General features: G+C 51.2%; 23 protein-coding genes and 1 pseudogene. 13 read left to right on the top strand and 11 right to left on the bottom strand.

Translation table 11 applies throughout. The features are described 5' to 3' along the window. Window positions 1-71: 71 nt before the first annotated feature. Entirely contained in the window at window positions 72-2,357 is a 2,286-nt protein-coding gene (amt, locus tag DW349_RS03200) for an ammonium transporter (RefSeq protein ID WP_108127706.1), read from the top strand. Window positions 2,358-2,476: 119 nt separating this feature from the next. Here the strand turns inward: amt and DW349_RS03195 are convergent, their stop codons facing one another. From DW349_RS03195 to DW349_RS03185, 3 genes are all read right to left on the bottom strand, one after another. After that, window positions 2,477-4,882: a Kelch repeat-containing protein gene (locus tag DW349_RS03195; protein ID WP_115667131.1), complete on the bottom strand. Its 2,406-nt coding sequence runs from the start codon at window positions 4,880-4,882 to the stop codon at window positions 2,477-2,479. A 258-nt stretch (window positions 4,883-5,140) separates the two neighbouring features. Next, window positions 5,141-5,824, bottom strand: coding sequence for a glutathione S-transferase family protein (locus DW349_RS03190; protein WP_232819371.1), 684 nt, complete (start codon window positions 5,822-5,824; stop codon window positions 5,141-5,143). Further along, complete coding sequence (locus DW349_RS03185; protein WP_108126769.1) at window positions 5,811-7,136, bottom strand: TolC family outer membrane protein; 1,326 nt, start codon at window positions 7,134-7,136, stop codon at window positions 5,811-5,813. Before DW349_RS03185 ends, DW349_RS03190 begins: the two co-directional genes overlap by 14 nt. 249 nt (window positions 7,137-7,385) lie before the next feature. Here DW349_RS03185 and DW349_RS03180 point away from each other — a divergent pair, with 249 nt between their 5' ends. The 10 genes from DW349_RS03180 to DW349_RS03140 all read left to right on the top strand — a co-directional run bounded on the left by DW349_RS03180 (window position 7,386) and on the right by DW349_RS03140 (window position 17,645). Next, window positions 7,386-7,994: an NUDIX domain-containing protein gene (locus tag DW349_RS03180; RefSeq protein ID WP_108126767.1), complete on the top strand. Its 609-nt coding sequence runs from the start codon at window positions 7,386-7,388 to the stop codon at window positions 7,992-7,994. A gap of 7 nt (window positions 7,995-8,001) precedes the next feature. Continuing rightward, window positions 8,002-8,445 (top strand): DUF1249 domain-containing protein, encoded by a 444-nt coding sequence (locus DW349_RS03175; RefSeq protein WP_108126765.1) that lies wholly within the window; start codon window positions 8,002-8,004, stop codon window positions 8,443-8,445. A gap of 96 nt (window positions 8,446-8,541) precedes the next feature. Next, window positions 8,542-9,339: a 3',5'-cyclic-AMP phosphodiesterase gene (cpdA, locus tag DW349_RS03170; protein ID WP_232819370.1), complete on the top strand. Its 798-nt coding sequence runs from the start codon at window positions 8,542-8,544 to the stop codon at window positions 9,337-9,339. A 126-nt stretch (window positions 9,340-9,465) separates the two neighbouring features. Next, entirely contained in the window at window positions 9,466-11,361 is a 1,896-nt protein-coding gene (gene parE, locus DW349_RS03165) for a DNA topoisomerase IV subunit B (protein WP_108126761.1), read from the top strand. Window positions 11,362-11,479: 118 nt separating this feature from the next. Beyond that, window positions 11,480-12,112 (top strand): TnsA endonuclease N-terminal domain-containing protein, encoded by a 633-nt coding sequence (locus tag DW349_RS17670; RefSeq protein ID WP_108126759.1) that lies wholly within the window; start codon window positions 11,480-11,482, stop codon window positions 12,110-12,112. After that, complete coding sequence (locus DW349_RS03155) at window positions 12,105-14,021, top strand: integrase catalytic domain-containing protein (RefSeq protein WP_108126757.1); 1,917 nt, start codon at window positions 12,105-12,107, stop codon at window positions 14,019-14,021. Before DW349_RS17670 ends, DW349_RS03155 begins: the two co-directional genes overlap by 8 nt. 54 nt (window positions 14,022-14,075) lie before the next feature. Further along, the gene (locus DW349_RS03150) at window positions 14,076-15,023 is read left to right on the top strand and encodes a TniB family NTP-binding protein (protein WP_108126756.1); all 948 of its coding nucleotides are present in this window, start codon (window positions 14,076-14,078) and stop codon (window positions 15,021-15,023) included. Continuing rightward, window positions 15,020-15,352 carry a hypothetical protein gene (locus tag DW349_RS03145; protein ID WP_108126754.1) on the top strand — a complete coding sequence of 111 codons (333 nt, stop codon included), beginning with the start codon at window positions 15,020-15,022 and terminating at the stop codon, window positions 15,350-15,352. The genes DW349_RS03150 and DW349_RS03145 overlap by 4 nt, the downstream gene beginning before the upstream one ends. A gap of 201 nt (window positions 15,353-15,553) precedes the next feature. After that, a complete protein-coding gene (locus DW349_RS17305) occupies window positions 15,554-16,117 on the top strand; it encodes a hypothetical protein (protein ID WP_157954430.1) in 564 nt (187 codons plus the stop codon). A 64-nt stretch (window positions 16,118-16,181) separates the two neighbouring features. Then, entirely contained in the window at window positions 16,182-17,645 is a 1,464-nt protein-coding gene (locus DW349_RS03140; protein ID WP_108126752.1) for a TniQ family protein, read from the top strand. 99 nt (window positions 17,646-17,744) lie between these two features. Here DW349_RS03140 and DW349_RS03135 read toward each other — a convergent pair whose 3' ends face one another. The 6 genes from DW349_RS03135 to DW349_RS17640 all read right to left on the bottom strand — a co-directional run bounded on the left by DW349_RS03135 (window position 17,745) and on the right by DW349_RS17640 (window position 20,808). Then, window positions 17,745-18,359, bottom strand: a complete 615-nt coding sequence (locus DW349_RS03135; RefSeq protein ID WP_108126750.1) for a DUF6088 family protein — start codon at window positions 18,357-18,359, stop codon at window positions 17,745-17,747. A gap of 42 nt (window positions 18,360-18,401) precedes the next feature. After that, entirely contained in the window at window positions 18,402-18,656 is a 255-nt protein-coding gene (locus DW349_RS03130) for a hypothetical protein (RefSeq protein ID WP_108126748.1), read from the bottom strand. A gap of 183 nt (window positions 18,657-18,839) precedes the next feature. Next, window positions 18,840-19,049 (bottom strand): hypothetical protein, encoded by a 210-nt coding sequence (locus tag DW349_RS03125; protein ID WP_157954429.1) that lies wholly within the window; start codon window positions 19,047-19,049, stop codon window positions 18,840-18,842. 128 nt (window positions 19,050-19,177) lie between these two features. After that, complete coding sequence (locus tag DW349_RS03120; protein WP_108126744.1) at window positions 19,178-19,627, bottom strand: DUF7832 domain-containing protein; 450 nt, start codon at window positions 19,625-19,627, stop codon at window positions 19,178-19,180. Between the two features lie 116 nt (window positions 19,628-19,743). Beyond that, window positions 19,744-20,439 carry a hypothetical protein gene (locus DW349_RS03115; protein WP_420820708.1) on the bottom strand — a complete coding sequence of 232 codons (696 nt, stop codon included), beginning with the start codon at window positions 20,437-20,439 and terminating at the stop codon, window positions 19,744-19,746. A gap of 117 nt (window positions 20,440-20,556) precedes the next feature. Continuing rightward, window positions 20,557-20,808 carry a hypothetical protein gene (locus DW349_RS17640; protein ID WP_108126742.1) on the bottom strand — a complete coding sequence of 84 codons (252 nt, stop codon included), beginning with the start codon at window positions 20,806-20,808 and terminating at the stop codon, window positions 20,557-20,559. Between the two features lie 764 nt (window positions 20,809-21,572). On the opposite strand from DW349_RS17640, the gene DW349_RS03100 reads away from it, so the two are divergent. Together DW349_RS03100 and DW349_RS17600 are read left to right on the top strand one after the other, a co-directional pair. Beyond that, window positions 21,573-23,027: a hypothetical protein gene (locus DW349_RS03100; RefSeq protein WP_108126738.1), complete on the top strand. Its 1,455-nt coding sequence runs from the start codon at window positions 21,573-21,575 to the stop codon at window positions 23,025-23,027. A 30-nt stretch (window positions 23,028-23,057) separates the two neighbouring features. After that, entirely contained in the window at window positions 23,058-23,192 is a 135-nt protein-coding gene (locus DW349_RS17600) for a hypothetical protein (protein WP_269801852.1), read from the top strand. 66 nt (window positions 23,193-23,258) lie between these two features. Here DW349_RS17600 and DW349_RS03095 read toward each other — a convergent pair. Beyond that, window positions 23,259-24,371: pseudogene (locus DW349_RS03095) on the bottom strand (IS3 family transposase). A gap of 219 nt (window positions 24,372-24,590) precedes the next feature. Next, window positions 24,591-25,055 carry a GNAT family N-acetyltransferase gene (locus DW349_RS03090; RefSeq protein ID WP_157954428.1) on the bottom strand — a complete coding sequence of 155 codons (465 nt, stop codon included), beginning with the start codon at window positions 25,053-25,055 and terminating at the stop codon, window positions 24,591-24,593. Between the last annotated feature and the right edge of the window lie 82 nt (window positions 25,056-25,137).

Genomic DNA, 25,137 nt, shown 5'->3' with positions numbered 1-25,137 from the left:
CAGGGCTGATTGCTCGAACGTTGATAACACACACCTTTATTGATCAACCGCCTGTTGTATAAGGACGAGTGATGTTACCTCTTCTCTCCCGCCGACCCGGCCAGCTTCGTTTCTGGTCCGTTGTTACCGCGCTTCTGCTAACCACCGTCTTCAGTTTACCCGCTCAGGCGGAAGACGCTTTTGACCTCGACATCGACGCCAAACTGGATTTGCTCTGGGTCGGCATCAGCGCGGTATTGGTGTTCTTTATGCAGGCCGGGTTTTGCCTGCTGGAAACCGGTTCTATCCGCAAAAAGAACAGTTTTAACGTCGCCGTTAAAAACATGTCCGACCTGTTGTTGTCGGTCATCGGTTTCTGGATGGTCGGCTATGCCTTGATGTTTGGCAGCTCGGTTGGTGGCTGGTTTGGTGTCACCGACTTTTTCTTCAGCGACACCCACGCGCCGTTCGACATCATGTTCTTCCTGTTCCAGATGATGTTCGCTGGCACCGCTGCCACCATCGTTTCCGGCGCGGTGGCCGAACGCATGCATTTCAGCGGCTATCTGCTGATTTCGCTGGTCATTGCAGCGCTGATTTATCCGCTGGTCGGCCACTGGATCTGGAACAGCGACGGCTGGCTGGCCCAGCGTGGCTTTATCGATTTCGCCGGTTCGACCGTGGTGCATTCCGCCGGTGCCTGGCTGGCGTTGGCCGGCATCATTGTGCTCGGGCCTCGTTTTGGTCGCTTTACCGAAGACGGCAAAGTGAACCCGCTGTTGGGCCACGATTTGCTGCTGACGACCTTGGGTGTGTTCATTCTCTGGTTCGGCTGGTTCGGTTTTAACGGCGGCAGCGAGCTGGCGTTCGATAACGCCGTACCCGGCATTTTGCTCAACACCACCCTGGCTGCGGCTGCGGGCGGCACCATCTGTCTGGCTCTGGGACGGTTGATCGGCCCGGTTATTCGCATCGAATTGATTCTCAACGGCGTGCTGGGCGGCTTGGTAGCAGTCACCGCTGGCTGCGCGGTGCTGCACCCGATTGGCGCGGTCATCATCGGCGCTATGGGCGGTTTGATTGCGCACTTTGCCAGCGAATTCCTGCTGCGCGTTTGCAAACTGGACGACCCGGTCAGCGCCGTGGCGGTACACGGTTTCGCCGGTGCCTGGGGCACGTTGGCGCTGGCGTTTCTGGCACCGGCCGACAACCTCAACCACGGTGCCTGGGCGCAATTTATGGTGCAGTTGATGGGCGTTGGCGCGGTACTGGCCTGGTGTCTGACCACCGGCTTTATTCTGTTCCTGGCGCTCAAAGCCACACACATGCTGCGCGTGTCGCAGGAGTTTGAAATTCAGGGCTTGAACGTCTCTGAACACGGCGCATCCAACAGTTGGCTCGACACCTTGCGCGCCATGCAGAACGTGATTGAAAGCAAGGATTTATCGACCCGAGTGAACGTCGAATTCGGCAGCGAAGCCGGCGAAGTTGCCGCCTGTTTCAACGCCATGATGGACCAGTTCGAAACCAACATGAGACGCATGGCAATGACCTCAACCGAGGTGGATAAAAGCGTTCATGCCTTGCTCGAATTCAACCAGCAAACCCGCACGCGACTGGCCGAACAGGAGAGCAACAGCCAGGCCATCGCCGAATCGGTCCGGGCGCTGCACGATCAGTTAAAAGCCATCACCAGCCAGACCGACGAAGTGAACGCCGTCTCCAACCGCGCCAGCTCGGAAATTCAGGGCACGGCCAGCACCATTGCCACGGCCGGCACAGCGGTGGTCGCCATGAAAGACAGCATCAATAAAGCGGCCGATTTGTTGGGGAATCTGAACCAGCGCATCGTCGATGTTGGCGACGTCACCACCATGATCAACACCATCGCCGAACAGACCAATTTGCTGGCACTGAACGCCGCCATTGAAGCGGCGCGGGCCGGTGACAGCGGTCGCGGTTTTGCTGTCGTGGCAGGCGAAGTGCGTGGCCTGGCGAAGCAGACTCAGGATTCGACCTTGCGCATCAGTCGTCTGATCGAGCAATTACGCAACGACGCCGAACGCGTGAAAGCGGCCATCCAGGAAGGCGTCGATCAGGCCAACAGCAGCACTGAAACCATCGATACAACGAGCCGCGCGCTGGCGCTGATTCACGAAGCCATCAACGGCATGAACCAGATCAGCCAATCGGTTGCCGAAACCGTGCGCATTCAGGAACAGGCCACCGAAACCATCCGCGCCAGCGTGGAACGCATTCACGACAGCGCCCAGCAAACCGGCCAGGACATGACCAGCCTGATCAGCGACAGCGATCAACTGGAACAAGCCAGCCGTGCCATCAACGAAGCGGTTACGCAATATCGTTTGCTGCATTAAGCGGTGGTCGGCCATGCCCCGCCCTAAAACCTGTTGACGGTTTTTATCAAGCCAGTGGCGTTAAGCCACTGGCTTTTTGTTAGGGCGAGAGATGGGCGGCGTACAAGGTGAGCACTCAATTAACGCCCCTCAAACTCAACCCCCACCTGCAACCCCTTCTGCCAGTTCACACCCTCGGCTGAACGCCAGACATCGTGCAGTGGCGTGTCACTCTCATCAATCCCACCGATCACCCAGAGTTGGTTGCGGAAGCTCAGGGCCTGGTGGTAGCTGCGCACGGTGAAGCGGTTGGCTTGGCTTTGGGAGTCAACGGCGGTCCAGTGGGTGCCGTTGCGGGTGGTCCAGAGTTGGTTGTCTGGTTTGCCTTCGCTGTTGTATCCGCCCAGCACCCAAAGCCGCTCGCCTTGGGCATCCTGGGTGACCAGGGCCTGGTGTCCATCACGAGGCGTCAGGTTGGCGTCGGGGCGCGACTGCCAGTGGCGGCCATCGTGGGAGGACCACACCACGCCGTTACCAGCGCCAAGGCCACCGATCACCCAAAGCTGGCCGTTGAAGACCACCGCCTGGTGACTGGCGCGGGCGGAGAAGCCGGCCTGGGCGGTTTCTTCGATCCAGTCGCGGCCGTTGCTGGACGACCAGACGTCATTCACCCATTGATACCGACCGTCTATCCGAACTGAGCCGCCGATTACCCACAGGCGATGGTCGAACACCACTAACGCGTGCGCTGCGCGTGGGCTGAACGGCGCTTCGGCCAGCACGCGTTGCCACTGCACGCCATCGGCGCTGGACCAGATGTCGTTCCGGTAGCCCCCACCCACCAGCCACAGCCGCTGGTTGAACACGACCACCCGATGGTTTGAGCGTGGCGAGAAATCAGCGTGGACGCGGTGTTGCTGCCAGTGCAGGCCATCGGCGGAGGACCAGACGTCGTTTCTAGCATCGCCGTCGTGACCGCCGATCACCCAAAGCCGGTCGGCGAAGGCAACCGCCTGGTGGTTCTGGCGTGCGCTGAAGGCGGCTTCGGCGGTGTGGGGTTGCCAGTCCTGGCCGTTGCGGCTGGACCAGACATCGTTCAGGAAAGGATCGCCATCTCCACCCACCACCCAAAGCTGCTGGTTGAAGACGGCCAGGGCGTGGTGCTTGCGTCCCGGAAACGCGCCATCCACCGCCTCTTGGCGCCAGTGAATACCATCGGACGAGGACCAGACGTCGTTGAGACGGGTACTACCGGGGGGGCGCCCACCCACCAACCACAACCGCTCGCCACGGCCATCGTTGTACGCCACAACGCGGTGACCGTCTCGGACCGAAAATTCAGCCTGGCTGGTTTCCTCTCGCCAGTCTTGGCCATCGGCGGACGACCAGATGTCGTTGGCGCTATCGCTTACGAAACCAGTCGTGCCGCCAATCACCCAAAGCCGGTTGTTGAAAAACACCGCCTGGTGATCAGCACGACCCGAAAAGACTTTGCCGTTGGCACTGGGTTCCCGGCGCGCCCAATCGGTGCCGTTGGTTGAGGTCCAGACGTCGTTCCGGTAGCCGTTCCCGGTAGACCACCCACCGACCAGCCACAGCCGCTCGGTGCCGTCGCCGTCGTGCGAGACAACCACCGGGCTATCGCTGCGACCCTCAAACCCGGCACCGATCGACCCCTGCGTCTGCCAGACAAAACCGCGGGCGTGTTCGGGGCTATCGAGCGTCGACCAGAGCGCCCCGGTGTGGGTGTTGATCAGCCAGAGGGCGTTATTGAACAGCACCACCCGGATGACGTCGCCAACGATTGCCGCATCGCCACTGGGCAACAGTTCCGACTGGTTGTCCCACTGTTCGGGCACCCAGGTGGTGTCGTCGGTGGACGACCAGATATCGGTTAGGTATTGGACACCACGATTCTGCCCACCAATCACCCAAAGCCGCCCGCGAAAGGCCACCACCGAGTGGGATTTCCGCCCCACAAACCGATCCGCCGCCAACGCCCCCGCCGCCTGATGTTCGCCATACCGCACCTGAAAATACCCCGGCTGGCTCAGCGTCAGTGCTTCGCTCGGCAATACCGACCCGGTGCCAAGCATTAACTGGCTGGCGGCATCGGCGCAGTTTCCGGTTTGAACTGGGTTGCAATCGGCGTCGCTGGTGGTGTGCAGCCGGGTGCCTTCGGTGCCGTCTGAGAGTTGCCAATCGGCGCCGGTTGGCCCCACCCAGGCGCTGACCCGCAGCCGACGGTTCACCACTTCAACCGAGTAAGCAATCGACTGCCCATCCAGCCGCGCGCTGATGCGTGCCCGGCCGGGGCCAACGGCGGTGACGCGCCCGCGGCCATCCACCTGCGCGACCTGGGGGTTGCTGCTGGCGTAATCGACGCCGCGAAAGCTGCCCGGCACCGGGTTGGTGTAGGTTTCGCCGGTAACGAGTTGGGCGGTGCCGGTTTGGGCGAATTCAAAGGTTTCGAGGTTGCAGGCGGTGAGCGCGAGGCTGAGTAGCAGGCTGGTGACGAGGTACAGCAGTCGGTTGGGGTGATGCATGGCAGATCCCTCTGGTTGGTGTTAGGCGGTATCAATACCGAGCCTGACTACGCTAACCGACGACCGTTTGAGGAATCGTTTTAAAAAACGTAGAAATTTAAAGTTTTTTAAAAATTGTTGGGGTTATTCGTTGGAATGTCGGGTTGCCCAGGGGAGATCCCGGATACCGCTGCGCGGTTCCGGGATGACGGCGGTCGAGTGGCCGTGACTTGGGCGGGCTTTTTATTGGCTGCGGTTTTGGTTTTATAGCAGCGATGATCAGGCCTTGGCCGGCGTCATCGGTCCGCCTTTCTCCAGCGCCCGTTGATAGGCCGGGCGGGCACGCAACCGTTCCAGATAGCGCTTCAGCGCCGGATACGAATCCAGGCCGTAACGGCTTTCAGCAGCTTCCAGCGGAAAACTCATTTGCATGTCGGCGGCGGTCAGTTTGCCACCGGCCAGCCACTCACGTTCACTCAACCAGGCATTCATCGCGGTCAGGTGTGTGGTCACTTGAGGGCGCAAAAATGTCTCGACTGTTTTCTGGCTGATCAAGCGAGCAATCGGCCGAATGAAAAACGGCATCTTGCCTTCGGGAATTTTGCGGAACACCACCGTCATCACCATCAACGGCATCAGCGACCCTTCGGCGTAATGCAGCCAATAAAGGTAATCGCTGCGCCCGGCTTCTCCGGGCGCGATGCCTAAGCCGCTGTCCGGGTGCTCTTCGGCCAGAGTTTCCAGAATGGAACCGCTTTCGGCCAGCGCCCGGTCGCCGACGGTCAACACCGGCGACTTGCCCAAGGGGTGCACCTGCTGCAATTCCTTCGGCGCCAGCCAGGCGGCGTTACGCGGGTAACGCTTGATGTCGTACGGCAAACCCAATTCTTCCAGCATCCACAGCACGCGGTGTGAACGCGAGTATTCCAGATGATGGACGACTAACGATTCAGGGTGCGACAAGGTAGGCCTCCAGCGCACTCAAGTCGGCTTCGCTCAGTTGACCGGCGGCTTTTTTCAATTGCAGACGGTCAAAGACGTAGTTGTAACGCGCATCGGCGTAGGCCTGACGTGCCTGGAACAACGCCTGTTGGGCATTCAACACTTCAACGATGTTGCGAGTGCCGACTTCGTAGCCCACTTCGGTGGCTTCCAGTGCACTTTCACGCGACGCCACCACTTGCTGCTGCGCCTGAATGTTCTGCACATCGCTCTGCACCTGGCGATACAGGTTGGTTACCTGAACGCTGATGCTGCGCTTGAGCAATTCCAGGTTCTGTTCCGCAATGTTGTTGCTCAGGCCAGTCGACAGAATTTGCGCCTGGGTTGCGCCGCCGGTGTAGAGCGGTACGGTGATGGTCAGGCCAACAGAGGAACCCAGTTTTTCGTCGAAATCGATGCCGTCGGTCGGATCGTCCTGGTAGTTGATCGACGCAGAAGCGCTCAGCACCGGCAAGCGGTTGTTGCGACGCGCGCGCAATTCTTTTTCGCCCGACGCCAGGCCACGTTCGGCGGCCAGCACGTCCGGATGGTTCGCCAGTGCAAAGTCGATCCATTGTTGGGCGCCACCGTCGGCGGGCATTTCGATCGGCAGATTGTCGCCGAGCGTCAGGATGGAATCGGGGGTTTCGCCGGTCAGAATGGACAGGTTTTGCAGCGCGATGTCGGCGCTGTTGCTCGCCTGGATCAAGCCGACGCGGGTTTCATCCAGCGTAGCCTGGGCGTCCATGACGTCGGTAACGGTGACCAGACCAACTTCATAACGTTGCTCAGTTTGTTCGAACTGACGCTCAACCGCCGCCAGCTGAGCGGCGATGGAATCGCGTGCATCCTGAGCGCGCAGCACGTTCAGATAGGCTTCGGCAACGCGCACCATCAAATCCTGCATGGCCGATTCGGTTTGAATCTCGACGCTGGAGGCGTTCAGTTTCAGCGCTTCGTACGCGTCCACGGCGGCCAGCGCAAAGAGGTTTTGCGACAGGCTGACGCCAGCAGAGGTGGTCTGGCAATTTTCAAAATCAGGAGACAGTTGATATTCGGTACTGCTGTTACAGGCGCTGCTGGTATTCCAACCTGCGCTCGCATTGACCGACGGCAACAAGTTACTCAGGCCGCTTTTCACCTGAACCGCTGCGTTTTCCTGGTTCAGCCGCTGCACGGCAATTTGCGGGTCTTTGTCCAACGCTTGACGGTACACATCCATCAAAGACACCTGAGCCCAGGCACCGGAAGTTGCAACCAGCGCCAAAGCACCAGCCAAAATTCGTAAACGCATCACACAGTCTCTTAGAAGCCAAATGAAAAGGGCGGCGACATTATGCGGACTCCACTGACCAAGGCGCAGCGCACTTGTCCGACTTTACGCCAATTGGACGACATTGTGGGGGCGCACTAACCGCCACAACAGCCCCAAAAGTCACGGCTGGCGCTATCGCCGATCAGATTTCGCCGACTTATCCGGGCGTTAGGGCTGTGCCATACTGCCCGGCTTGAACTCACTCTAACCGCCCCTGTTGAGGATGGCATGAATCGCGATACCGACCGCTTCCAGTTCCGCATCGATCAGCACGAATCGCTGTACCACGGCTTTTATAAGATGGACCGACTGACGCTGACGCACCAAACCTTCAACGGCGGCGAACTGACCATCCAACGCGAACTGATGGATCGGCACGATGCCGTCTGTGTCTTACTGGTCGATCTGGCGCTGAACGAAGTGGTGTTGGTCGAACAATTCCGGGTCGGTGCGATCAAGACGCCCAACCCCTGGCTGCTCGAAGTGGTCGCCGGTTTGATCGACAAAGACGAAACGCCCGACGAAGTGGCCCGCCGCGAAGCCATCGAAGAAGCCGGTGTTGAACTGGGCCGGCTGCACCCCATTTCGCACTACTTGCCGTCACCGGGCGGCAGCAACGAAAGCGTCTATCTTTATGTAGCCGAAGCCGATGCCAGCACCGCCGCAGGCGTACACGGCCTGGACGACGAAGGCGAAGACATCCGCGTGCACCGGGTTCCGTTCGATGACGCCTTTGCCGCCTGCCGCGATGGCCGCATCAACAACGCCGCGGCGCTCATCGCTTTGCAATGGTTGCAACTTAATCTGGCCTGGCTGCGCCAACACTGGAGTGAATAACCCCACCATGCCCAAACGCTATGTGCCCGACCTGCCGGAACAGAACGCGCTCAGTGAAGCGAATTTTCTGCGTCTGGAAAAGCTGCTCGGCGACCTGGACCAGCCGCAGTATCGGTTCCATTGGTACGGCAACGCCGATACCCCTGTGCACATGGAAGTCACCATCGTTGAACGCTTCAAATTCACATCGACGCTGACGCTGACCAAAACCAACCCGGCGCTGCCGCACCCGATGCAGGACGTAGAACTGACCATCCGCATGTACCACGACGCACGCATGGCCGAAGTGGTCAGTTGGGGCAACGGCCGGCAGTTATCGGGCGTCTACCCCTACCCCAACGAACGCATGTATCAGATCGACGAAAAGGCCCAGGCCAATCTCTATTTGGGTGAATGGCTGGCGCATTTGCTGCGACACGGTGTCGCCGAAGCGGCCTGGAGCCCATCCTGAACATCGTTTGAGTGAAACAGACGCTGTCACCAAGGTGACTCCTGTATTGCTTTGGTGTACAAATTACATACTAAAAATGGACCTCAGGCGTTGATTTTGACTCACCCCATTCTCAATCTGGTGCAGATCACCGACCCGCACTTGCACGCCAGCCAGGACGGCACTTTGCTGGGCATGAACACTCAAAAAGGTCTGGACCATATTCTGGACCGCATCCAGGCCGAACAGGATCACATTGATCTGGTACTGGCCACCGGCGACATCGCTCAAGATGGTTCCGTCGAAGCCTACCGCCGCTTTATTCAATTGATGCAACCGCTGAACGCGCCAATGCGCTGGACCGCCGGCAACCACGACAAGCGCGATAACATGAAAACCGCGCAGGAAGGCCACGAATCCGTCGGTCGCCCGTTTTACGCGTTCGACAACTGGGTCGTCGTTCTGCTCGACTCCACTGTCCCCGGCAAAGTCTACGGCCACCTCGCCGAAGACCAACTGGCGCTGCTCGACCAACAACTGACGCAACACGCCGACAAACACGCCCTGGTCACCTTCCATCATCATCCCTGCCCGATGGGCAGTGTCTGGATGGATAAGATCGGCATCAACAACCCCGACGCTTTGCAAGCGGTGCTGAACCGACACAACAACGTACGTTGTTTGCTGTGGGGCCACGTTCATCAAGCCAGTGATCGCATCATCAACGACATTCGTCATTTATCGACCCCGTCCACCTGCGTTCAGTTCACGCCCGAATCCACCGACTTCGCCGTAGACGACATCGGTCCTGGCTATCGCTGGTTGCAGTTGATGCCGGACGGCCAGATTGAAACCGGCCTGACGCGCATCGAAGATGTCGATTTCGAGATCGACTACAGCATTAAAGGTTATTGAGCCCTCAATAGCCTAACTGCCTGAAATTTCAGCCGAAACTCGACGCCGGCGGCGTCGGGGCAGTATCCTTGGGCGCATTCTTCCCGGCCCCGCGCCGATCCGTTTTTGTACGAGGCATATCGCAGCATGAGTCAGAGCAGCTATTCGGCCGATGCCATCGAGGTACTCAGTGGCCTGGACCCGGTGCGCAAACGCCCGGGCATGTACACCGATACCAGCCGCCCCAACCACTTGGCGCAGGAAGTCATCGACAACTCGGTCGATGAAGCCATCGGCGGTTACGCCAACAGCATCGAAGTCGTGCTCTACAAAGACAATTCACTGTCGGTCGCCGATAACGGCCGCGGCATGCCGGTCGATATTCACCCGGAACATGGCGTGCCGGGTATCGAACTGATCCTGACCCGACTGCACGCTGGCGGTAAATTCTCCGGCAAGAATTATCAGTTCTCCGGCGGTCTGCACGGCGTAGGTGTGTCGGTGGTGAATGCGTTGTCGTCGTTGCTGGAAGTGGCGGTGAAACGCGACGGTAAGATTTATCGCATGGGCTTTGCCGATGGCGAAAAAGCCGCCGATCTGGAAGAAATCGGCACCTGCCCGAAACGCGAAACCGGCACCACAGTACGCTTCCTGCCCGACCCCAAATACTTCGACAGCGGCAAATTTCTGGTCAGCCGACTGCGCCACGTACTGCGCGCCAAAGCCGTACTCTGCCCCGGCCTGAGCATCACCTTTTATAACGAAGAAAAAGACGAAACCGACCACTGGCTGTACGAAGACGGCCTGCGCGATTACCTGCACTCAGCCACCGCTGTCTACGACCCGTTGCCGGCTGAACCGTTCGTCGGTTCATTTTCCAGCGAAGAAGAAGCCGTCGACTGGGCCGTGCAATGGCTGCCCGAAGGCGGTGAAGGCGTGCAGGAAAGTTACGTCAACCTGATTCCCACTGCGCTCGGCGGTACCCATGTGAATGGCCTGCGCCAGGGTTTGCTCGAAGCGCTGCGCGAGTTCTGCGAATACCGCAATCTGCTGCCGCGCGGCGTCAAACTGAGCCCGGAAGATGTCTGGGACAAATGCCATTACGTGCTGTCGTACAAGCTGCGCGACCCGCAGTTTTCCGGCCAGACCAAAGAGCGGCTGTCGTCGCGCCAGGCCTCGGCCTTTATTGCCGGCATTGTTAAAGACGCCTTCGCGCTGTGGCTGAACCAACATACGGATCTTGCTGATCAGATCGCCGAACTGGCGATCAACAACGCCACCAGCCGACTCAAACAAGCCAAGAAAGTCGCCCGTAAAAAAGTCACTCAAGGCCCGGCTTTGCCCGGCAAACTGGCCGACTGTTCCGGTGTCGAAACCAGCCGCTCTGAATTGTTCCTGGTGGAAGGTGACTCAGCCGGCGGCTCCGCCAAACAAGCGCGCGACCGTACCTTCCAGGCGATCATGCCGCTGCGCGGTAAAATCCTGAACACCTGGGAAGTCGACAGCAACGAACTGCTCGCCAGCCAGGAAGTGCACGACATCGCCGTGGCGCTCGGTGTCGATCCGGACAGCAACGATCTTGAAGGCCTGCGCTACGGCAAAGTTTGCATCCTTGCCGACGCCGACTCCGACGGCCTGCACATCGCCACCTTGTTGTGTGCCCTGTTCGTCAAGCATTTCCGCGCCCTGGTTGATAACGGCCACGTGCACGTCGCCATGCCGCCGCTGTACCGCATCGACATCGGCAAGGAAACCTTCTACGCGCTGGACGATTCCGAACGCGACGGCATTCTCGACCGCATTCAGATGGAAAAGAAAAAAGGCAAACCGCAGGTCACGCGCTTTAAAGGTCTGGGTGAAATGAACCCGATCCAATTGCGCGAAACCACCATGGACCCGAACACCCGCCGCCTGGTGCAACTGCACATCGACGACGCCGAAAGCACGCGCGAAATCATGGACATGATGCTGGCAAAAAAACGCTCTGGCGATCGCAAAACCTGGCTGGAATCCAAGGGTAATCTCGCCGACGTGGTGAGCTGATGTGATTTTTACCAATAAATTATAATTTCTTACCATTTAATTATAATTTTTGTACCAATACCTTATAACCGGAGTATAGTCGAAGCTATATTACCGGTTATCGGTATAGGTTTTCTTTATGAATCGGCCTGCACGAACGATAAAGAAGTCCGCGGTTAAGAACATTGTTCGCTTTCCAGCAATTAAGTCGAACAATGGTCAAACCATCCTCCTCGAGTCCATTCTGGAGTCGAAGTACTGTTTACACTTGGAATTTAACCCTCAAGTAGTCAGCTACTCCCCTCAACCAAAAACCTTTTCACTAGCCGTCGAAGGCGCGCCCAAATCATATACCCCAGACTTTGAAGTGAACTTTGAAAGTGGGGAACGAGCATTTGTAGAGGTTAAGCCGCTGCAATATGCGTCTTCACAGCACTATCAGCAGCTGTTCAGCACATTTAGTACCCATTTATCAATGACCAGCAGATCTCACTTCAAGCTAGTTTCAGAGATTGAGATATATAACCAGCCCCTACTCTCAAACTACGAAAAGCTGTACCAGTACCGAAAACGCCCTGAACTAGATATCCGAAATCTCCACAAGTGTGCCGATAAATTCCAAAACTCAACGACATTAGAAAAACTGATCTTACACCTCAATGGCATCGCGACAGTGCGAGAAATCTACTCATGGCTCGCTTTAGGTCATCTGATGTTTGACATTGAGCACTCGCTCTTAAACCTACAAACAGAGGTGTCATTTAATGTCTGATATCGATTGGTTAGTGGGAACTATTGTCGAATTCAGTAATTCTGAGCCGTGCCATAGAGCAATCATCCGGTCTGCTAACAAAGAGATCGTTGCACTCGCATCTATAACCAATGGCGAAATATACAAGCTATCAGTTGAAACTCTCTACGACCTAAAAGAAGGTGAAAAATTAAAACTGTTAACTGAAACGAAAAACCTAGGTGAACTAGCATTTATCGACCTAAAAGACCAAGAACAAACCTATGTTTCAAGACGCCTGAGATATCTCAATAGAATCTATGACAACGACATAACAAAGATCACACCTAATACAGCCATCCAGGTAATTGAAGAAGTTGCTTTAGAGCTTAACGAAAAAGCACCTCACTGGCAGACAGTAAGAAACTGGCATAATGCCTACACAAAATCAGGTTCCAAGTTAAAATCGCTCTATCCTAAAAACAGATATAGAGGGTACCGAGAAGACCGACTTGACCCTCGCGTGATCAAAATTATAGAGAAAGAATCCAAAAAATATTACCGAGATAGCCAACCTTCTATCGCTTCAATGGAGAGGAACGTTGAAGCAAAAATAATTGAGCACAACCTTAAAAATCCATACGATACGCTCGCGAAGCCAACGTACAAAACCATCCAACTAAGAATAGATAAGGCCTTATATCAGGATAAAATTCGTTCTCGCAAAGGTGAGTCCCAACTTAGAAAAGAGCTACTCGGCACTACAAGTGGTATTGAAACTGAAAGGATTCTTGAGCGAGTTGAAATAGATCATACTCCTTTAGATATAGACGTCTTACACGATGTTCACAAAACCCTTCTGGGAAAACCATTTTTAACAGTACTAATTGATCACTACTCACACATGGTTTTGGGCTATCTTCTGTCATTTGAGAACCCATCCTTCTCTTCTGTTTGCGTCGCATGTTTAAACTCATTCCTACCCAAAGGTGACTTTACTGAGTCAATAGGAACTCTGGGTGAATGGCCTGCACATGGAATTCCCAGTGTTCTGGCTACAGATAATGGCAACGAATTCTGGGGCAATGAATTTGTCAATGTAGCTGATGAAATTGGGACGATACTTCAATATTGCAAGATTAGACGCGGCAATGAGAAAAGCCGCGTAGAAAGGTTCTTTGGAATTGTTAACACCACCGTACTTGATGACCTGCCTGGTGTTACAAGAAAGGTAGACAGGAAGGCCGAATCATATAATGCGGGCCAAGATGCTAAATTAACTTTCTCAGAGTTCAAAACGTATTTAGCGAAATGGATCGTAGACGTCTACCATAACACTCCTCTTTCCAAATCCGGCCAAACACCCAACGAAATCTGGACAGAATCCGAAACACATTTCCCTGTTGCGGAAGAAAGTCAACAGGACTTACTACCCGCACTATTATCGACCACTATACGGAGATTAAACCCAGGTGGATCAATAAGCATTTTTTCAATGACATACAGCAGTGAAATTCTTAAGGATATCTATAGGAGAGATGGCCCTAAGGATATGACTGTAAAATCGAATAAATTTGATCTTGGTTCCATTCTCGTCTTGGATAAAACAAACAACATCTACATTGAAGTTTTCTGTGACAACTATTCCTATGCAGCAGGACTTTCATACTTTGAACACAAGAAAGTGCTTCATGAGATAAGAAAGAAAAAACAAAACAGTAATGACTCATTGGTATTGCAGACTGCTAAAGTCCAACTCGCAAACGAACGTGAAGCCATGCATAAAAAAAATTTCAGACGGAAGACTCAGACAACAACTACTAATGCAGCAAGAGCAGAAAAAATTGGCATAGACAATGTAATTCAGTTTGGACGAATTTCTACTCTATCTGTCGATCAGGACAATGAAATCGATGATGATCTTACACTTGAGGGATGGAGTATCGACTAGTGGAGACATCCATGAGATCTGCCCCATATATAATCAACCCTTTCATTTCAAAAAATGTTGGAACTATTCGATTTACTAAGAGACAAGAAGCGCCAATACAATGTTGCTTCATGCTTACTATTAACCGGCGAGTCCGGGAGTGGGAAAAGCGCAATCGCTAAGCACTACTTAGAGAAGAATCCCATTGTTGAAGAAAAAGATCGTAAGCATATACCCGTTCTCCACTACGAATTAAGAACAATATCTACTCCTCAAGAATTCATCCGATCACTTTTGATAGCAGTAGGAGATCCACAACAGGGTCAAAATGCAAGAAACTATTCTACGCTGTATGATCGATTGTTAGTTCTATTAAAAGTCACAGGGGTAGAGCTTCTCATTCTTGATGAAGTACAGGTAATTATTGAACGGAGAAGCGCAAAAGTAGTAACGGGTATTGCCGATCTCTTCAAAGACTTAATAAAAGACACTCAGATTCCTATAGTATTTATGGGAATGCCCTGGAGTAGTCATTTGGTGGATTCAAATCAACAACTAAAGGGTAGAATTTCATATAGGTTCTCGATTCCGCCGTATAGAATAAGTAGCAAACCATTCAGAGACGACTATCGTCGACTACTTATGATGCTATCGAACGCATATGAGTTTGATAAAAAAATTGCGTTAGAAGAAACATCAATCAGTTTAAGAATATTTTGTGCAACTTCTGGAAATCTTCGAGCAACGGCAAATTTATTTAGAGATGCATTAATAATGTCTGAGATGAAGAATATTTCAGTAGATTTGAACTTACTCTCTGAAGTAATGGAACTATATGGTGTACCACCTGAAGAAAACCCATTTCTACTAGACCTTGAGAAATTGGAACTAAGAGAATTAGTAACTCACTCGAGCTGGAACTTCGGCTCTAAAGCGAATAAAAATTCGATTATTGAAGCAGGTTATGTGGTTTATGGAATAACCAAAGACAATAGAGTCTTCTTACTAACGAGTGCGGCATGACCCTTCTAAAGGATAAGAAAAAAATAATTAGCCTTCTATTTTATGAAGAAAGACACATTGATGAACTATTTGTCGATTACTTGGAACGCCTAGCACATTTCAATGGATTCGCACACACTGCACATTTTATAGATTTACTGCGAGGGACATTTGCACACCTATATTTTTTTAACTTTGATAAAAAACCAGATGAAAATGCACATTTATCTGAAAAGCCTAATGCCTTTACCAGATGTGTCTACGCAATTGAATATCTGACCAAAAGCTTCCCTGTTCCAAACGAGGAATTCCAACTTCAAGAGCAAGAATATATTTACTATAAAAATTGAACACGTGGTGATAGCTCAGCCGAACACCCACTAGATTTGCCTCTTTTTAGATATGAACTTTGCGTAAAAGTTTGCACTAAGTGTTGGAACGAGAAAGAGTACTTTCGATTCTATTGGCGATTTAATGACTACGTCATCTGCCATATTCATAAAGACAGCCTTGAGTCGTATACTGGTCAGTTATACAGCAACAAATTGTCATTGACTAAGGCTGAAATAGATTCAGCTAAAATAAATTACAATAAAGCTAATCTAACAGCTAATGCACTTCAGAGCCTACCAAACGAACATCATACGCTTCTCAAGGTTACAGAAGAGCGCATCATCCAATTTTCCCTAAAAGAAATCCATAGAATAATATTACACTATTTAATCAATTTCTCTATAGGAAAAAATGATCAAAAAAGGCAGCTAAAGAATGCCGACTCTATCATTTTATCTCAGTGCACAGCAGCAAAAAGGTTAGATTTAATATGTCAGCATATATCAAATGAAAATGGCATTGTCTTAGAGAAAGTATGCACTATTGCTTTTTTCTGTATATTTTTTAAATTTAGTGAGTTTAGAAATATAAATGGAATACATAGCTGGATAACTGCAATATCTTTTTCAATCGATCAGGAGCTTAGTAAGCTTGCATACCCAAAAGGAGTTTCGGTTTATGAGACTCTCAAAAACACTCCTAAATATACCTTAGAGGAAACCGATAAAAGTTTGTTACGTATCATAAGCAATTACTTCCTTGGTCTACCATTACGATTTTAACACTTATTAGACAACTCGCCGCACTCAATATATCTTAATTTTACACTTCCAAAAGGGGGCCAAAATGATCCTGGTTAGACCATCACCCTATATTGATGAATGTATAGTTGGCTACCTTAATAGAATTTCAGAGGTTAATGGCTTTAGGCATTTTGGTTATCTTTTACAGTACGCTGGATTAAACTGGAAAAATCATCGGGCACCAATTCATCAGTTACTTTCAGGTGAACGTGACATACAAAGTCTTTTCTCTAATCTTGGATTACAAAACTATAAATCAAAAGCTTCCACAGCATTTCAATCTTTTCGTCGAGCGATTGATACGCCATACTTCTTCGTAAAATATCCTAGAGTTTGTCCTGAATGCCTTTCCGAGCTAGGGTATTGCAGATTTCAATGGGCTTTACTCCCGGTAGTAGCCTGCCCCAATCACAAAAAAATGTTAGTGGATATAAACCTTACAACTGGCGAAAGGCTGAGCTGGTATCGTCAGCATATATGTAAGTTTGATGATGGGACAATAATACGCACAGCCGGTGGTTTAGCTCCTTCTAACTCAATACAACAAAGCCGACATATTGAAATGTTATTGTTCGACAAGCGCCCCTCGAATACTAAACCGTTGATTACACAGGGGCTAGGACTAAGGGAGCTACTTAGTCTTATCCATTTCATCGCACATTTTCAGGTTCGTATTCTAGGGGGGTCGTTTAAGCCAGCTTCCTTGCAATGTCACGAACTGGGCAATATCTACGGATCTGCCTGGCATGTACTTCAAACTTGGCCAGATAGCTTTTATTCACTGCTCAGTCAGTATGTTGAAAAGCCGATGAGTAGTATCGGTCAAGCTGGATTGAACAAGCACTTTAGAGACATACATGAGCGGTTACATAGACAACAAAAAAATGATGGAATCGCACGCCTCAAAGAAGAATTCGATCGTTATATCGAAGAATACTGGCCGGGCGTACTGGAACCTAAGCGAATAACCCGTATCAAATTCGTATCCGGATCAAGAAATATCATTTCAAAAAAAGAAGCGTCCAGTTTACTCGGATCCCGCCTCGAAAGGATTGACAAACTAGTTATTCAAAGACGTATAACCCCAATAGTATTCAAAGGTAAAGCGCATTACTTACGGGATCAAATTGAGGCTCTCGCCAACGAGATATCTTTAAACTGGACGATGGTTCAAGCCTGTGATGCGCTCGAGATCACCCGTTTTCAGCTTAAACAGCTACTTGATGCAGGTTTAATCCCGGCACTACAAACGCCAGACACTCTTAATCGTGACTGGGTGATTGGTAAACAAGAAAGTCAGAATCTCATTGCAATGCTATTAAGCAAGGCGTCCCATCCAGAGCCTATAAGTGACACAGCATCTATGGCTGGTATGTATAGAAAAGGCTATTCAATTGTTCAGCTTTTAAAAGCTATGCTGGATGGTGAAATTGAGTATGTTGCCACCACTAATGTCGATAAACCAACAAGCTTAAAACAATTTTACGGCTTCAAGCACAAGGTTTGAAATGAGTAGATTTACTGACATCTTATTTCTTTAAGCAGGCATATCGCCTGTAAGATAAGGGTCCCGTTAGCACCCCTCTTCTTTGATCAATAATTTCCATCAATTCTGATCAAGACCCTGTAATTTTTCTCTCCATCCGATAGGCAATGAGATTTTAAGTATGCGCTGTAAGAACACCTTGGCTCGCTCATTGTTAATTGACAGCCTTCCACAGATCCGAAGCCAATCATCGTAACTTATAGAAAAAGGTTCAGTGACCAGCAATCCCCGATATATTTCGCCTTCGGGTTGTCCTGCCCACCTAAGCTTACTATCAACTACATGCCTGACTTCCACAATGTCGTTTCCCTGCTTGAACCGACGACTGGGTCCATTGCTCCAGAAGATGGCCCTCATTGGCATTTGAGTCTGAAGACCTAGGCGAAAGGCAGCTTCCTCAGCCTGAGTGACCAACGTATAGCCATTCATCTTTGCCCAATACTTGGCCAGTGTTACAGCACTAGGCAAAACTACTATAGGGGACGCGGTCTTGCGCGCCTTTGGCCGTGAATAGACACCTCTTGAAACACGTTCAATTTCACCAGATTGTGCTAAACGACTTAACGCCTTCTGAACTGCGGCCAGAGACCCAAGTTGCTGACATTCCCTTGCTGAAAAGAGATGCCCTCTTGGAATCCGTTTTACTCGTTTCGCAACTTTTTCGGCGACCGACATCTATTTATCCTGGTATCACTCTTACCTGCGCACTTTAATTTTTCAAGCAGAAAGATATAGAACACTGTATTGATCATCAGTCACCAAACCGAAGGCATAAACAGCTTTGATACGGCTATCGAAGGTTCCCAGAGGCGCATTGAAGCCTTCCACTAGGTCCTTTGTGGCTTTGCATGAGCGGAAATATGCAAGAAGTATTCGCCCGAGCGTGCCTTCCAAAAAGGTAGCAAGAGATAAAACCATAGCTTGATCATCTTGCTTTCCGATGGCGCTCGTAAAGCGATTGAGTTTCTCCAATGAGTAGCGCTCATTGGCCTCATGTTGAGTGTTGCTTGTGCGCTTAGATTTTTTTCCATGCTCGATTCAATTCACGGGGTCTAACGTCAGCCATAAGGGGCGCCCTGTTAAGGGCATCCAGTGGAGAGCCATCGGCCCGGAACAGACTTAATGGCCTTGTTATTGGGCTGGTAAGCACCTGGCTTACAGCTTGGTGTAACCACACTTGCCTGGGTCTTTAAAAATCGTTGCGACAGTTGCCATTGCCTCTTCCTTCGAAAGCTCTAGACGTTGCAACAGGGCAATTGCTCCCTCTTGATCACGAGACAAAATGGCCGCATCAAACTCATCCATGACACCGTAATGAAAGAGACGTACATCGATGGTCATTCCAGCCAAATTGCTCATAGTCACCTAGAAGCCCTTTAACGACCACAACAGGGGTCAAACGGGGCAGAGCCAATTTGCGGTAAAGTGAGCAAAAACGAACCGCAAATTGGCGGAGCGTAGTTTGGTCCCTTGCTTGTGATTGTTATGGGTGTTTAGCGCCAAAACTGCCACCACTTTTTGTCTTTAGCTTTTCGCCATTTTTTGAATGCGGAGTCGATATACGTTGAGATTTTATCGTAATTATCCCAAGTATCCTGGACATGATAAAGCGTAGGCTCGGATGAAACTAAGGCGGCTTCGCAGCCCCCAAAGTATGCATTTGACTCAAAGTAATGCTTGGCAAATTCTAAGCCTTCAGGATTTAAGTCATCTTCCCAGAACTTCTTATCACACTCCTTGATCAGAAACTCTGTACCTGTCATTTTCCGGGATTTAACTTTGGCAACGGATTCAACAGAGTCAGTTTGGTGCAACTCGCCTTCAAGATTGTTATTGGTCACCCAGGCGATAAACATACCAATATGAGTTCCACCAGCCTCATGGGCAAGATCTTTTGGAAAAATATCGGCCCCGCTGTGCCAATCTATTCTATCTATCGCCAAACTCAGATTCTCCTACACCCATAACGCCGCCAGCAGGGGCCGAAAAACCAGAGCGAAGCGGCGGGTTTTTGGTCCCTCTGGCTGGCATTGTTAGTGTTTGCTTGGCACATCATATGTCACATCCGCTTTACTAAAGACTTAATCCAAGACATGCAAGACTCTATTGTCCAATCCGTTTGCTGTTCTGTTAACTTAGGCATGTCATCACTACCGGGGCCGTGACTAAACGAATTTCTAACTGCAGTAAAGAATGACTTTAGCGACTCCCTTTCCCACTCATTAATGTAACCGCCATTCTTTTTGCTACCGAGGTTGTCGATGTAGTTGTGTGCCCCTTTTTCGCTTCCGTGCGTGAAGCCCTTTTGGTCGGATATTATCTTAATGGTACTTTCTAATGCTCGTGCCGCGTAGAAGGCTGGGTCTCTACCATTACTGTCTCTCAGGTCGATAGCCTCTTTCATATCTATATCAACATTCTTCCAAAGCAGAGAATTGATAACAGCCCAGAAAGGCTCCTCAACCTGCTCATTCATGAGTTCATCATTAGAAATTTGTATAAAACCATTATGGTAGTGCAGATTGAAATTGGCCCGCCTCATTCGTTCGTTTAGTTCTTCTACCGATTCTTTAAAAGCTCGGTTGATAGATTCGTTAAATGCCCTCAAGCCATCCTCCCTATTTCCGGGCAATCTAATTCCTCTGCTACCTGGTCGGACACGCTTACTCTCGATTCTGGCTTCAATGAGCTGTTGAGGCAATTTTTCGTTCATATAATTGATTTGGTTTTCGCGTTCGCGAAAAGCTAATTCAATGAAACTAATGCGCTCTTTGATAAATCTATCCGGTGAAAAGTTACCGTCATACTTGGCGTTAACAAAATCCTTGCAGACTTTTTCTATTGTCCACGTACCGCTATGAGTTACCGGGTTTCAGTTGTAGGTTGATTGGAAAAGATACGCTTTAGGCGCTAGCTCAGTCAGCCCCAATTCCATACTCAGCTTATCGTGCAATGAAGTCCAAGTGGCTTTAGCTGAAGCTATTTCCTTTCCGTCTCTGTAATATGGAATCAACTGTTCGATAACTATGCGAAAGCCCTGTACAAGGAATCGTTCTTCTACGTCGGTGAAGGCATCCCACATTTGAACCGCGAGATAACGATCGGCAAATATGTCAGTTAACATTTTCCTATAGCTCCCTCTCTCCAATCTCGGGCCACTCTAGAGAACACTATCGCCAATATTCAGCGGCGCCCTGACAAGGACGTCCGATGGAGTCCGAAGGCCGGAACGAACTGGATGACTTGTTATGCTTTTCCACAGTTAGAGCTCAATTCAGGACAACAAATCGGCCATGAGATTCCATCGATCCTCGGTATCTGATCTATTCTCCAGAAGGACTTTTAGAGGGATATTATCAACCCCTTTCCCCTTCTCCGTTTCGTTGCCTTTATTAACTATCAGTTGCAATTCTCCGACCTCTTCATGGGTCAGCAAGAAAAATCTATCGCTATCTGACATCCCACCTTGGTTGGGCAAATACAACACCCAAAGATCAGGCTCTGAGTTACCCGGCTCAGAGTACTTAGGGAAATAACTGGTCACGAAATTATGGTTATTTTTGCTCGTCTTAACCTCAACACGTATGAATCGATTTCTGCTACCCAGAACGACTATATCTGTAGCCTTAGTGTTTCCGAAGGTGATATTTGCAGAAAAACCTCGCCGTAGAATTTCAGATGCAACCCTGAATTCTCAAGCTAACCCAATCTGACCTTTATCTACTTTCAATCGAGACTCCAATTATGTTGGTAGCATAACGCCCTAATCAGCCGCGCCGTTCTTTGGCGTCGGACGAATTTGATTGTTAGCTGTATCTACGCCACTCTTAGTTTTAATCCAGCCATCAATGTAATAAAACAATATATTGATAGCATTTTGAGGTTCGCATGGCCACCCGCCCCATCGAGACATCCCCGCTGCTGCAGGCGCAGTACCAGATCCATGCCCTGGAACAGGGCCACTGGGGATCACCGGGCGCGGCCGGTCGGCCGATGTCCCTGCTCGCGGCCGAAAATGACTTTGAAGCCATCCATGAGTATCTGGTGGCCAAGTGCCAGAAGCCGACGACCCACAAGGCGATGACCGGCGCCATCCTCAAGCTGCTGGTGTTCCTGCGGGTCCAGGGCCTGGACAGCCTGCAATCGATTAAATTACGGCACTGTTCTGAGTTCCAGACCTGGCTGCAGCACCCGGAACCGGCCTTCGTGTCCAGCGCCGGCAAGCCCCCGCCCTATTGGCTGACCCTGGAAAATCGGCCGAACCCAGAGTGGCGCCCATTCAGAGCGCCCATGAACGCCGTGACGGCGCAACAGACGCTGAATCGGATCTCGACCCTGTTCCAGTGGATGAGCGATGCCGGGTACCTCCCGGGCAACCCCTGGAAGCTGACCAGTGCCCTCACCGAGGATACCCGGCTGGGCCAGCACGGGGACGCCGGCAAATCGGAGCGGGAGCTTCCGTTCAGCTGCATCGAGGCGATTCGTCATTATCTGGACCATGGGGCGGCATTTACCGACGATGGCCAGGGGCTGGGGCCTGATGCACCCCGGTTGCCGGCACTCGCCCCCCGGGTGTTCGCTCACCGGCGCTGGATCTTCAATTTCTACTTCTATACAGCGGCCCGGGTCAGCTCCGGCTGCCTGGCCACGCTCGATGACATCTTTCTCGATGACCAGGACATCCCAATGCTGTCACTCGTCGTTAAAGGGCATGGTGTTAAGCGGCATCCGGTGCCCTGGGTGCCGGAGCTGCAGGATGAGTATTACCGGTACCGGGCAGCCATGGACCTGCCAGCCGAGCCCGTGCGGCCCCGATCATCAGCGCCCAAGCCCGGAGAGCCAAGCTCGACAGAGTTGGCCCCGCGGCATCTGCTGTTGCCCCTGCGGCTTGGCCGGCAACGCCAGGCGTCGACGTCGTTGAGCTATTCGACTGTATATGCTGAGATCGGAGGCCTGTTCGAGTACGTTCAGCGCTGGGTCGACCGGCACCCAGAGCTGGGATTGACCGATCGCGAAAAGGCGATTCTAGCCAGAGCTTCGGGCCACTGGGTACGACATGGCACCGCCGCACTACTGGGTAATTATGCTCAAGTACAGCTGGGGCACCGGTATGAATCGACCACGCAAAGCTACCAGGTCGCCAAGCGTCAGGCCCAAATAGCCCGATTGCAAAGTATTGGCGAGCTGGCGGTTGAGGACGACGCCCTGTATGCACTTTTGGAAGCTCCGGACGAAGACCGGTTGAGGTGGCTGATGGTATTGGCTGAGTCCTACATAAAAGCCGACAATATCGGCGCGGACGATCGTAAACGTGAGTTGGTTCATCGGATAGCAAACCTTTAAACCATAGTGGGACAAATCGAGGATGGCGCATTGGATGCCATCCTGGAAGCGCCGGAAGATGAACGCATTCACTGGCTGATGACCCTGGCCGAATCGCTTATCGGGACTGGACCAGGCAAAGCAGACAGAATCAACGAGCTGGTCGCTCGGATTCGAAACCTCTAAAAGCAATTTAGAGATACCTACCCATGTCGACTGCCCGCTTCGGTTCTGCTGACCTGGCCTCAAGATTCACTCCAACGGCGTCCTAGTAATGTCCATTGCGTTTGGACCTTTTGTCGCCTTTCGGACCATCGCTGCAAACTCCAAAGGCGTTTGATAACCCCGCGATGAGTGCAGTCGATATTCATTGCAATCCAGACGCCAGCAGTTGATCTCTTCTCGTACATGTGCCAAGTCTCGGAACCAATGTTCGTTAAGACGTTCGTCCCGGAACTTTCCATTAAAACTCTCGATGTAACCATTTTCGTGGGCTTTCCCGGCTGGATCAATTTCAGCTCGACACCGTTGTCATACGCCCATTGATTCAACGCTTTGCCTGTAAGCTCCGGGCCCTGGTCGGTTCTGATCGACTTTGGATATCCTCTAAAAGCAGCAATGGCATTGAGCAATCGAACTACTTGGTGACCGGATATTCCTATGGCAACCGGGTATCCAAGCACTCCTTAGTGAAGTCGTCCACGATGGTCAGGCATTTGATGCGGCGGCCCGTGGCCAACGCATCCATCACAAAATCCATTGACCAGGTATGGTTCGGCGCTTCGGGTAATATCAGCGACTGTCGCTCAACCATCACGCCATGACGGCGCTGGCGAACCGCCAGTCCGGCTTCACGATACAGTCGGTAGACCTTCTTGTGGTTCACCTCCGTTTCCTCTTGACGCAACACCTGAAGTGCGCGCCGGTAACCAAACCGGCGACGTTCATAGACAATGGGACGAATGCGATCCGACGACGCCCGATCCTCCACAGACAGCTTGGGCTGATACCTCAAGGTGGCGCGGGATAACCCGACGAGTGAACAGGCTTTGCGCTCCGATAGCTGGGTCTGCAAGGGCATGGAACGCACCGCCTCGCGCTTGTTCTCGACGGTTAGTACTTTCGGTTCTCAGGGCTTCGGTATCGAGCATGGACTCGGCCAGCAGCTTTTAAGGCGGGTGTTCTCTGCCTCCAAGGCTATGAGGCGACGGGCCTAAAGACTACAAGGCCGTTGCACTTCTTCCGCTAGGTATAAAAGGTGGCATCCGAGATACTGTTCTTCCGGCACAGCTCTTTGATGGGCAAACCCGCTTCGGCTTCCTTCAGGGTAGGGATAATCTGTTCTTCGGTGAATCGCTTCTTCATGCTCATCGTCCTCTCTTGTGATGAACATTACAAAGTTCACTTTGGATTAGAAAGTTGGGGGCAGTTCACAGAACATTGCAATTCCTTCAAAATATAGGCAAAGCCAAGTGGTTAATAAGCGTACCACTCAGCTCGATTTACCTTCATAAACACTAAACACAATGGATCCCGATATGCCGAACGTTTGTTAGTCAATATTGGGCGTTCTGTGATGTATTCTTACATAGTTAGCTCCCAGACATCAGGGTTACTACTAACCAATGTTGCGCCAAGAGTATTATTGAAAAAATCTTGATAGTAAACCTCGAACCAAAGCCGCTCCTCAAACCTTAATTTATCTACTTTTTTCTCATACTTAACAAGCTTAATAAAACCTTTAATACAGGATTTCCCAAGCTTTTTCCTACGAAAATCAGGATGGATTGATAGATGGTGTATAGAGCACACTTGATGTTTTGTATTTGCACGCTCTATCGTCATGATGTGTCCACTTAGAGTTTTTGAAGAACAATAAATTTCATAGTCTTGTACATTATTTTTATTTCTCAAACCGCCCCTTCTTATAACATTTCCTTGTTCATATGAAAAATGTCGATATGGGAAGTTTTCTAATGAGAAACGTAAGTCATCAAAAGTTTTTAACCTTTTTATCCTACACCAATATAAAAAATATTTCAGAGACACTCTTCCTCCTCTATAAATCAATAAAACCCGCAGCATGCGCGTCTTTGGAATGAAGGCGAAGTCCCGATAGACGACGTCGCCG

Origin of the sequence: Saccharospirillum mangrovi, from assembly GCF_003367315.1 — a bacterium.
Lineage (GTDB): Bacteria > Pseudomonadota > Gammaproteobacteria > Pseudomonadales > Natronospirillaceae > Saccharospirillum > Saccharospirillum mangrovi.
Note: the sequence above shows the minus strand (reverse complement) of the source record. Positions and strands in the feature narration are given on the sequence as shown.

What these genes read in the sequence shown, in the direction of transcription:
- DW349_RS03100 (WP_108126738.1), top strand. Translation starts at nt 21,573, where the DNA reads ATGGCCACCCGCCCCATCGAGACATCCCCGCTGCTGCAGGCGCAGTAC.
- DW349_RS03195 (WP_115667131.1), bottom strand. Translation starts at nt 4,882, where the DNA reads ATGCATCACCCCAACCGACTGCTGTACCTCGTCACCAGCCTGCTACTC.
- amt (WP_108127706.1), top strand. Translation starts at nt 72, where the DNA reads ATGTTACCTCTTCTCTCCCGCCGACCCGGCCAGCTTCGTTTCTGGTCC.
- parE (WP_108126761.1), top strand. Translation starts at nt 9,466, where the DNA reads ATGAGTCAGAGCAGCTATTCGGCCGATGCCATCGAGGTACTCAGTGGC.
- DW349_RS03150 (WP_108126756.1), top strand. Translation starts at nt 14,076, where the DNA reads ATGTTGGAACTATTCGATTTACTAAGAGACAAGAAGCGCCAATACAAT.
- DW349_RS03175 (WP_108126765.1), top strand. Translation starts at nt 8,002, where the DNA reads ATGCCCAAACGCTATGTGCCCGACCTGCCGGAACAGAACGCGCTCAGT.
- DW349_RS17640 (WP_108126742.1), bottom strand. Translation starts at nt 20,808, where the DNA reads ATGTTAACTGACATATTTGCCGATCGTTATCTCGCGGTTCAAATGTGG.
- DW349_RS03140 (WP_108126752.1), top strand. Translation starts at nt 16,182, where the DNA reads ATGATCCTGGTTAGACCATCACCCTATATTGATGAATGTATAGTTGGC.
- DW349_RS17670 (WP_108126759.1), top strand. Translation starts at nt 11,480, where the DNA reads ATGAATCGGCCTGCACGAACGATAAAGAAGTCCGCGGTTAAGAACATT.
- DW349_RS03180 (WP_108126767.1), top strand. Translation starts at nt 7,386, where the DNA reads ATGAATCGCGATACCGACCGCTTCCAGTTCCGCATCGATCAGCACGAA.
- DW349_RS03145 (WP_108126754.1), top strand. Translation starts at nt 15,020, where the DNA reads ATGACCCTTCTAAAGGATAAGAAAAAAATAATTAGCCTTCTATTTTAT.
- DW349_RS03185 (WP_108126769.1), bottom strand. Translation starts at nt 7,136, where the DNA reads ATGCGTTTACGAATTTTGGCTGGTGCTTTGGCGCTGGTTGCAACTTCC.
- DW349_RS03135 (WP_108126750.1), bottom strand. Translation starts at nt 18,359, where the DNA reads ATGTCGGTCGCCGAAAAAGTTGCGAAACGAGTAAAACGGATTCCAAGA.
- DW349_RS03155 (WP_108126757.1), top strand. Translation starts at nt 12,105, where the DNA reads ATGTCTGATATCGATTGGTTAGTGGGAACTATTGTCGAATTCAGTAAT.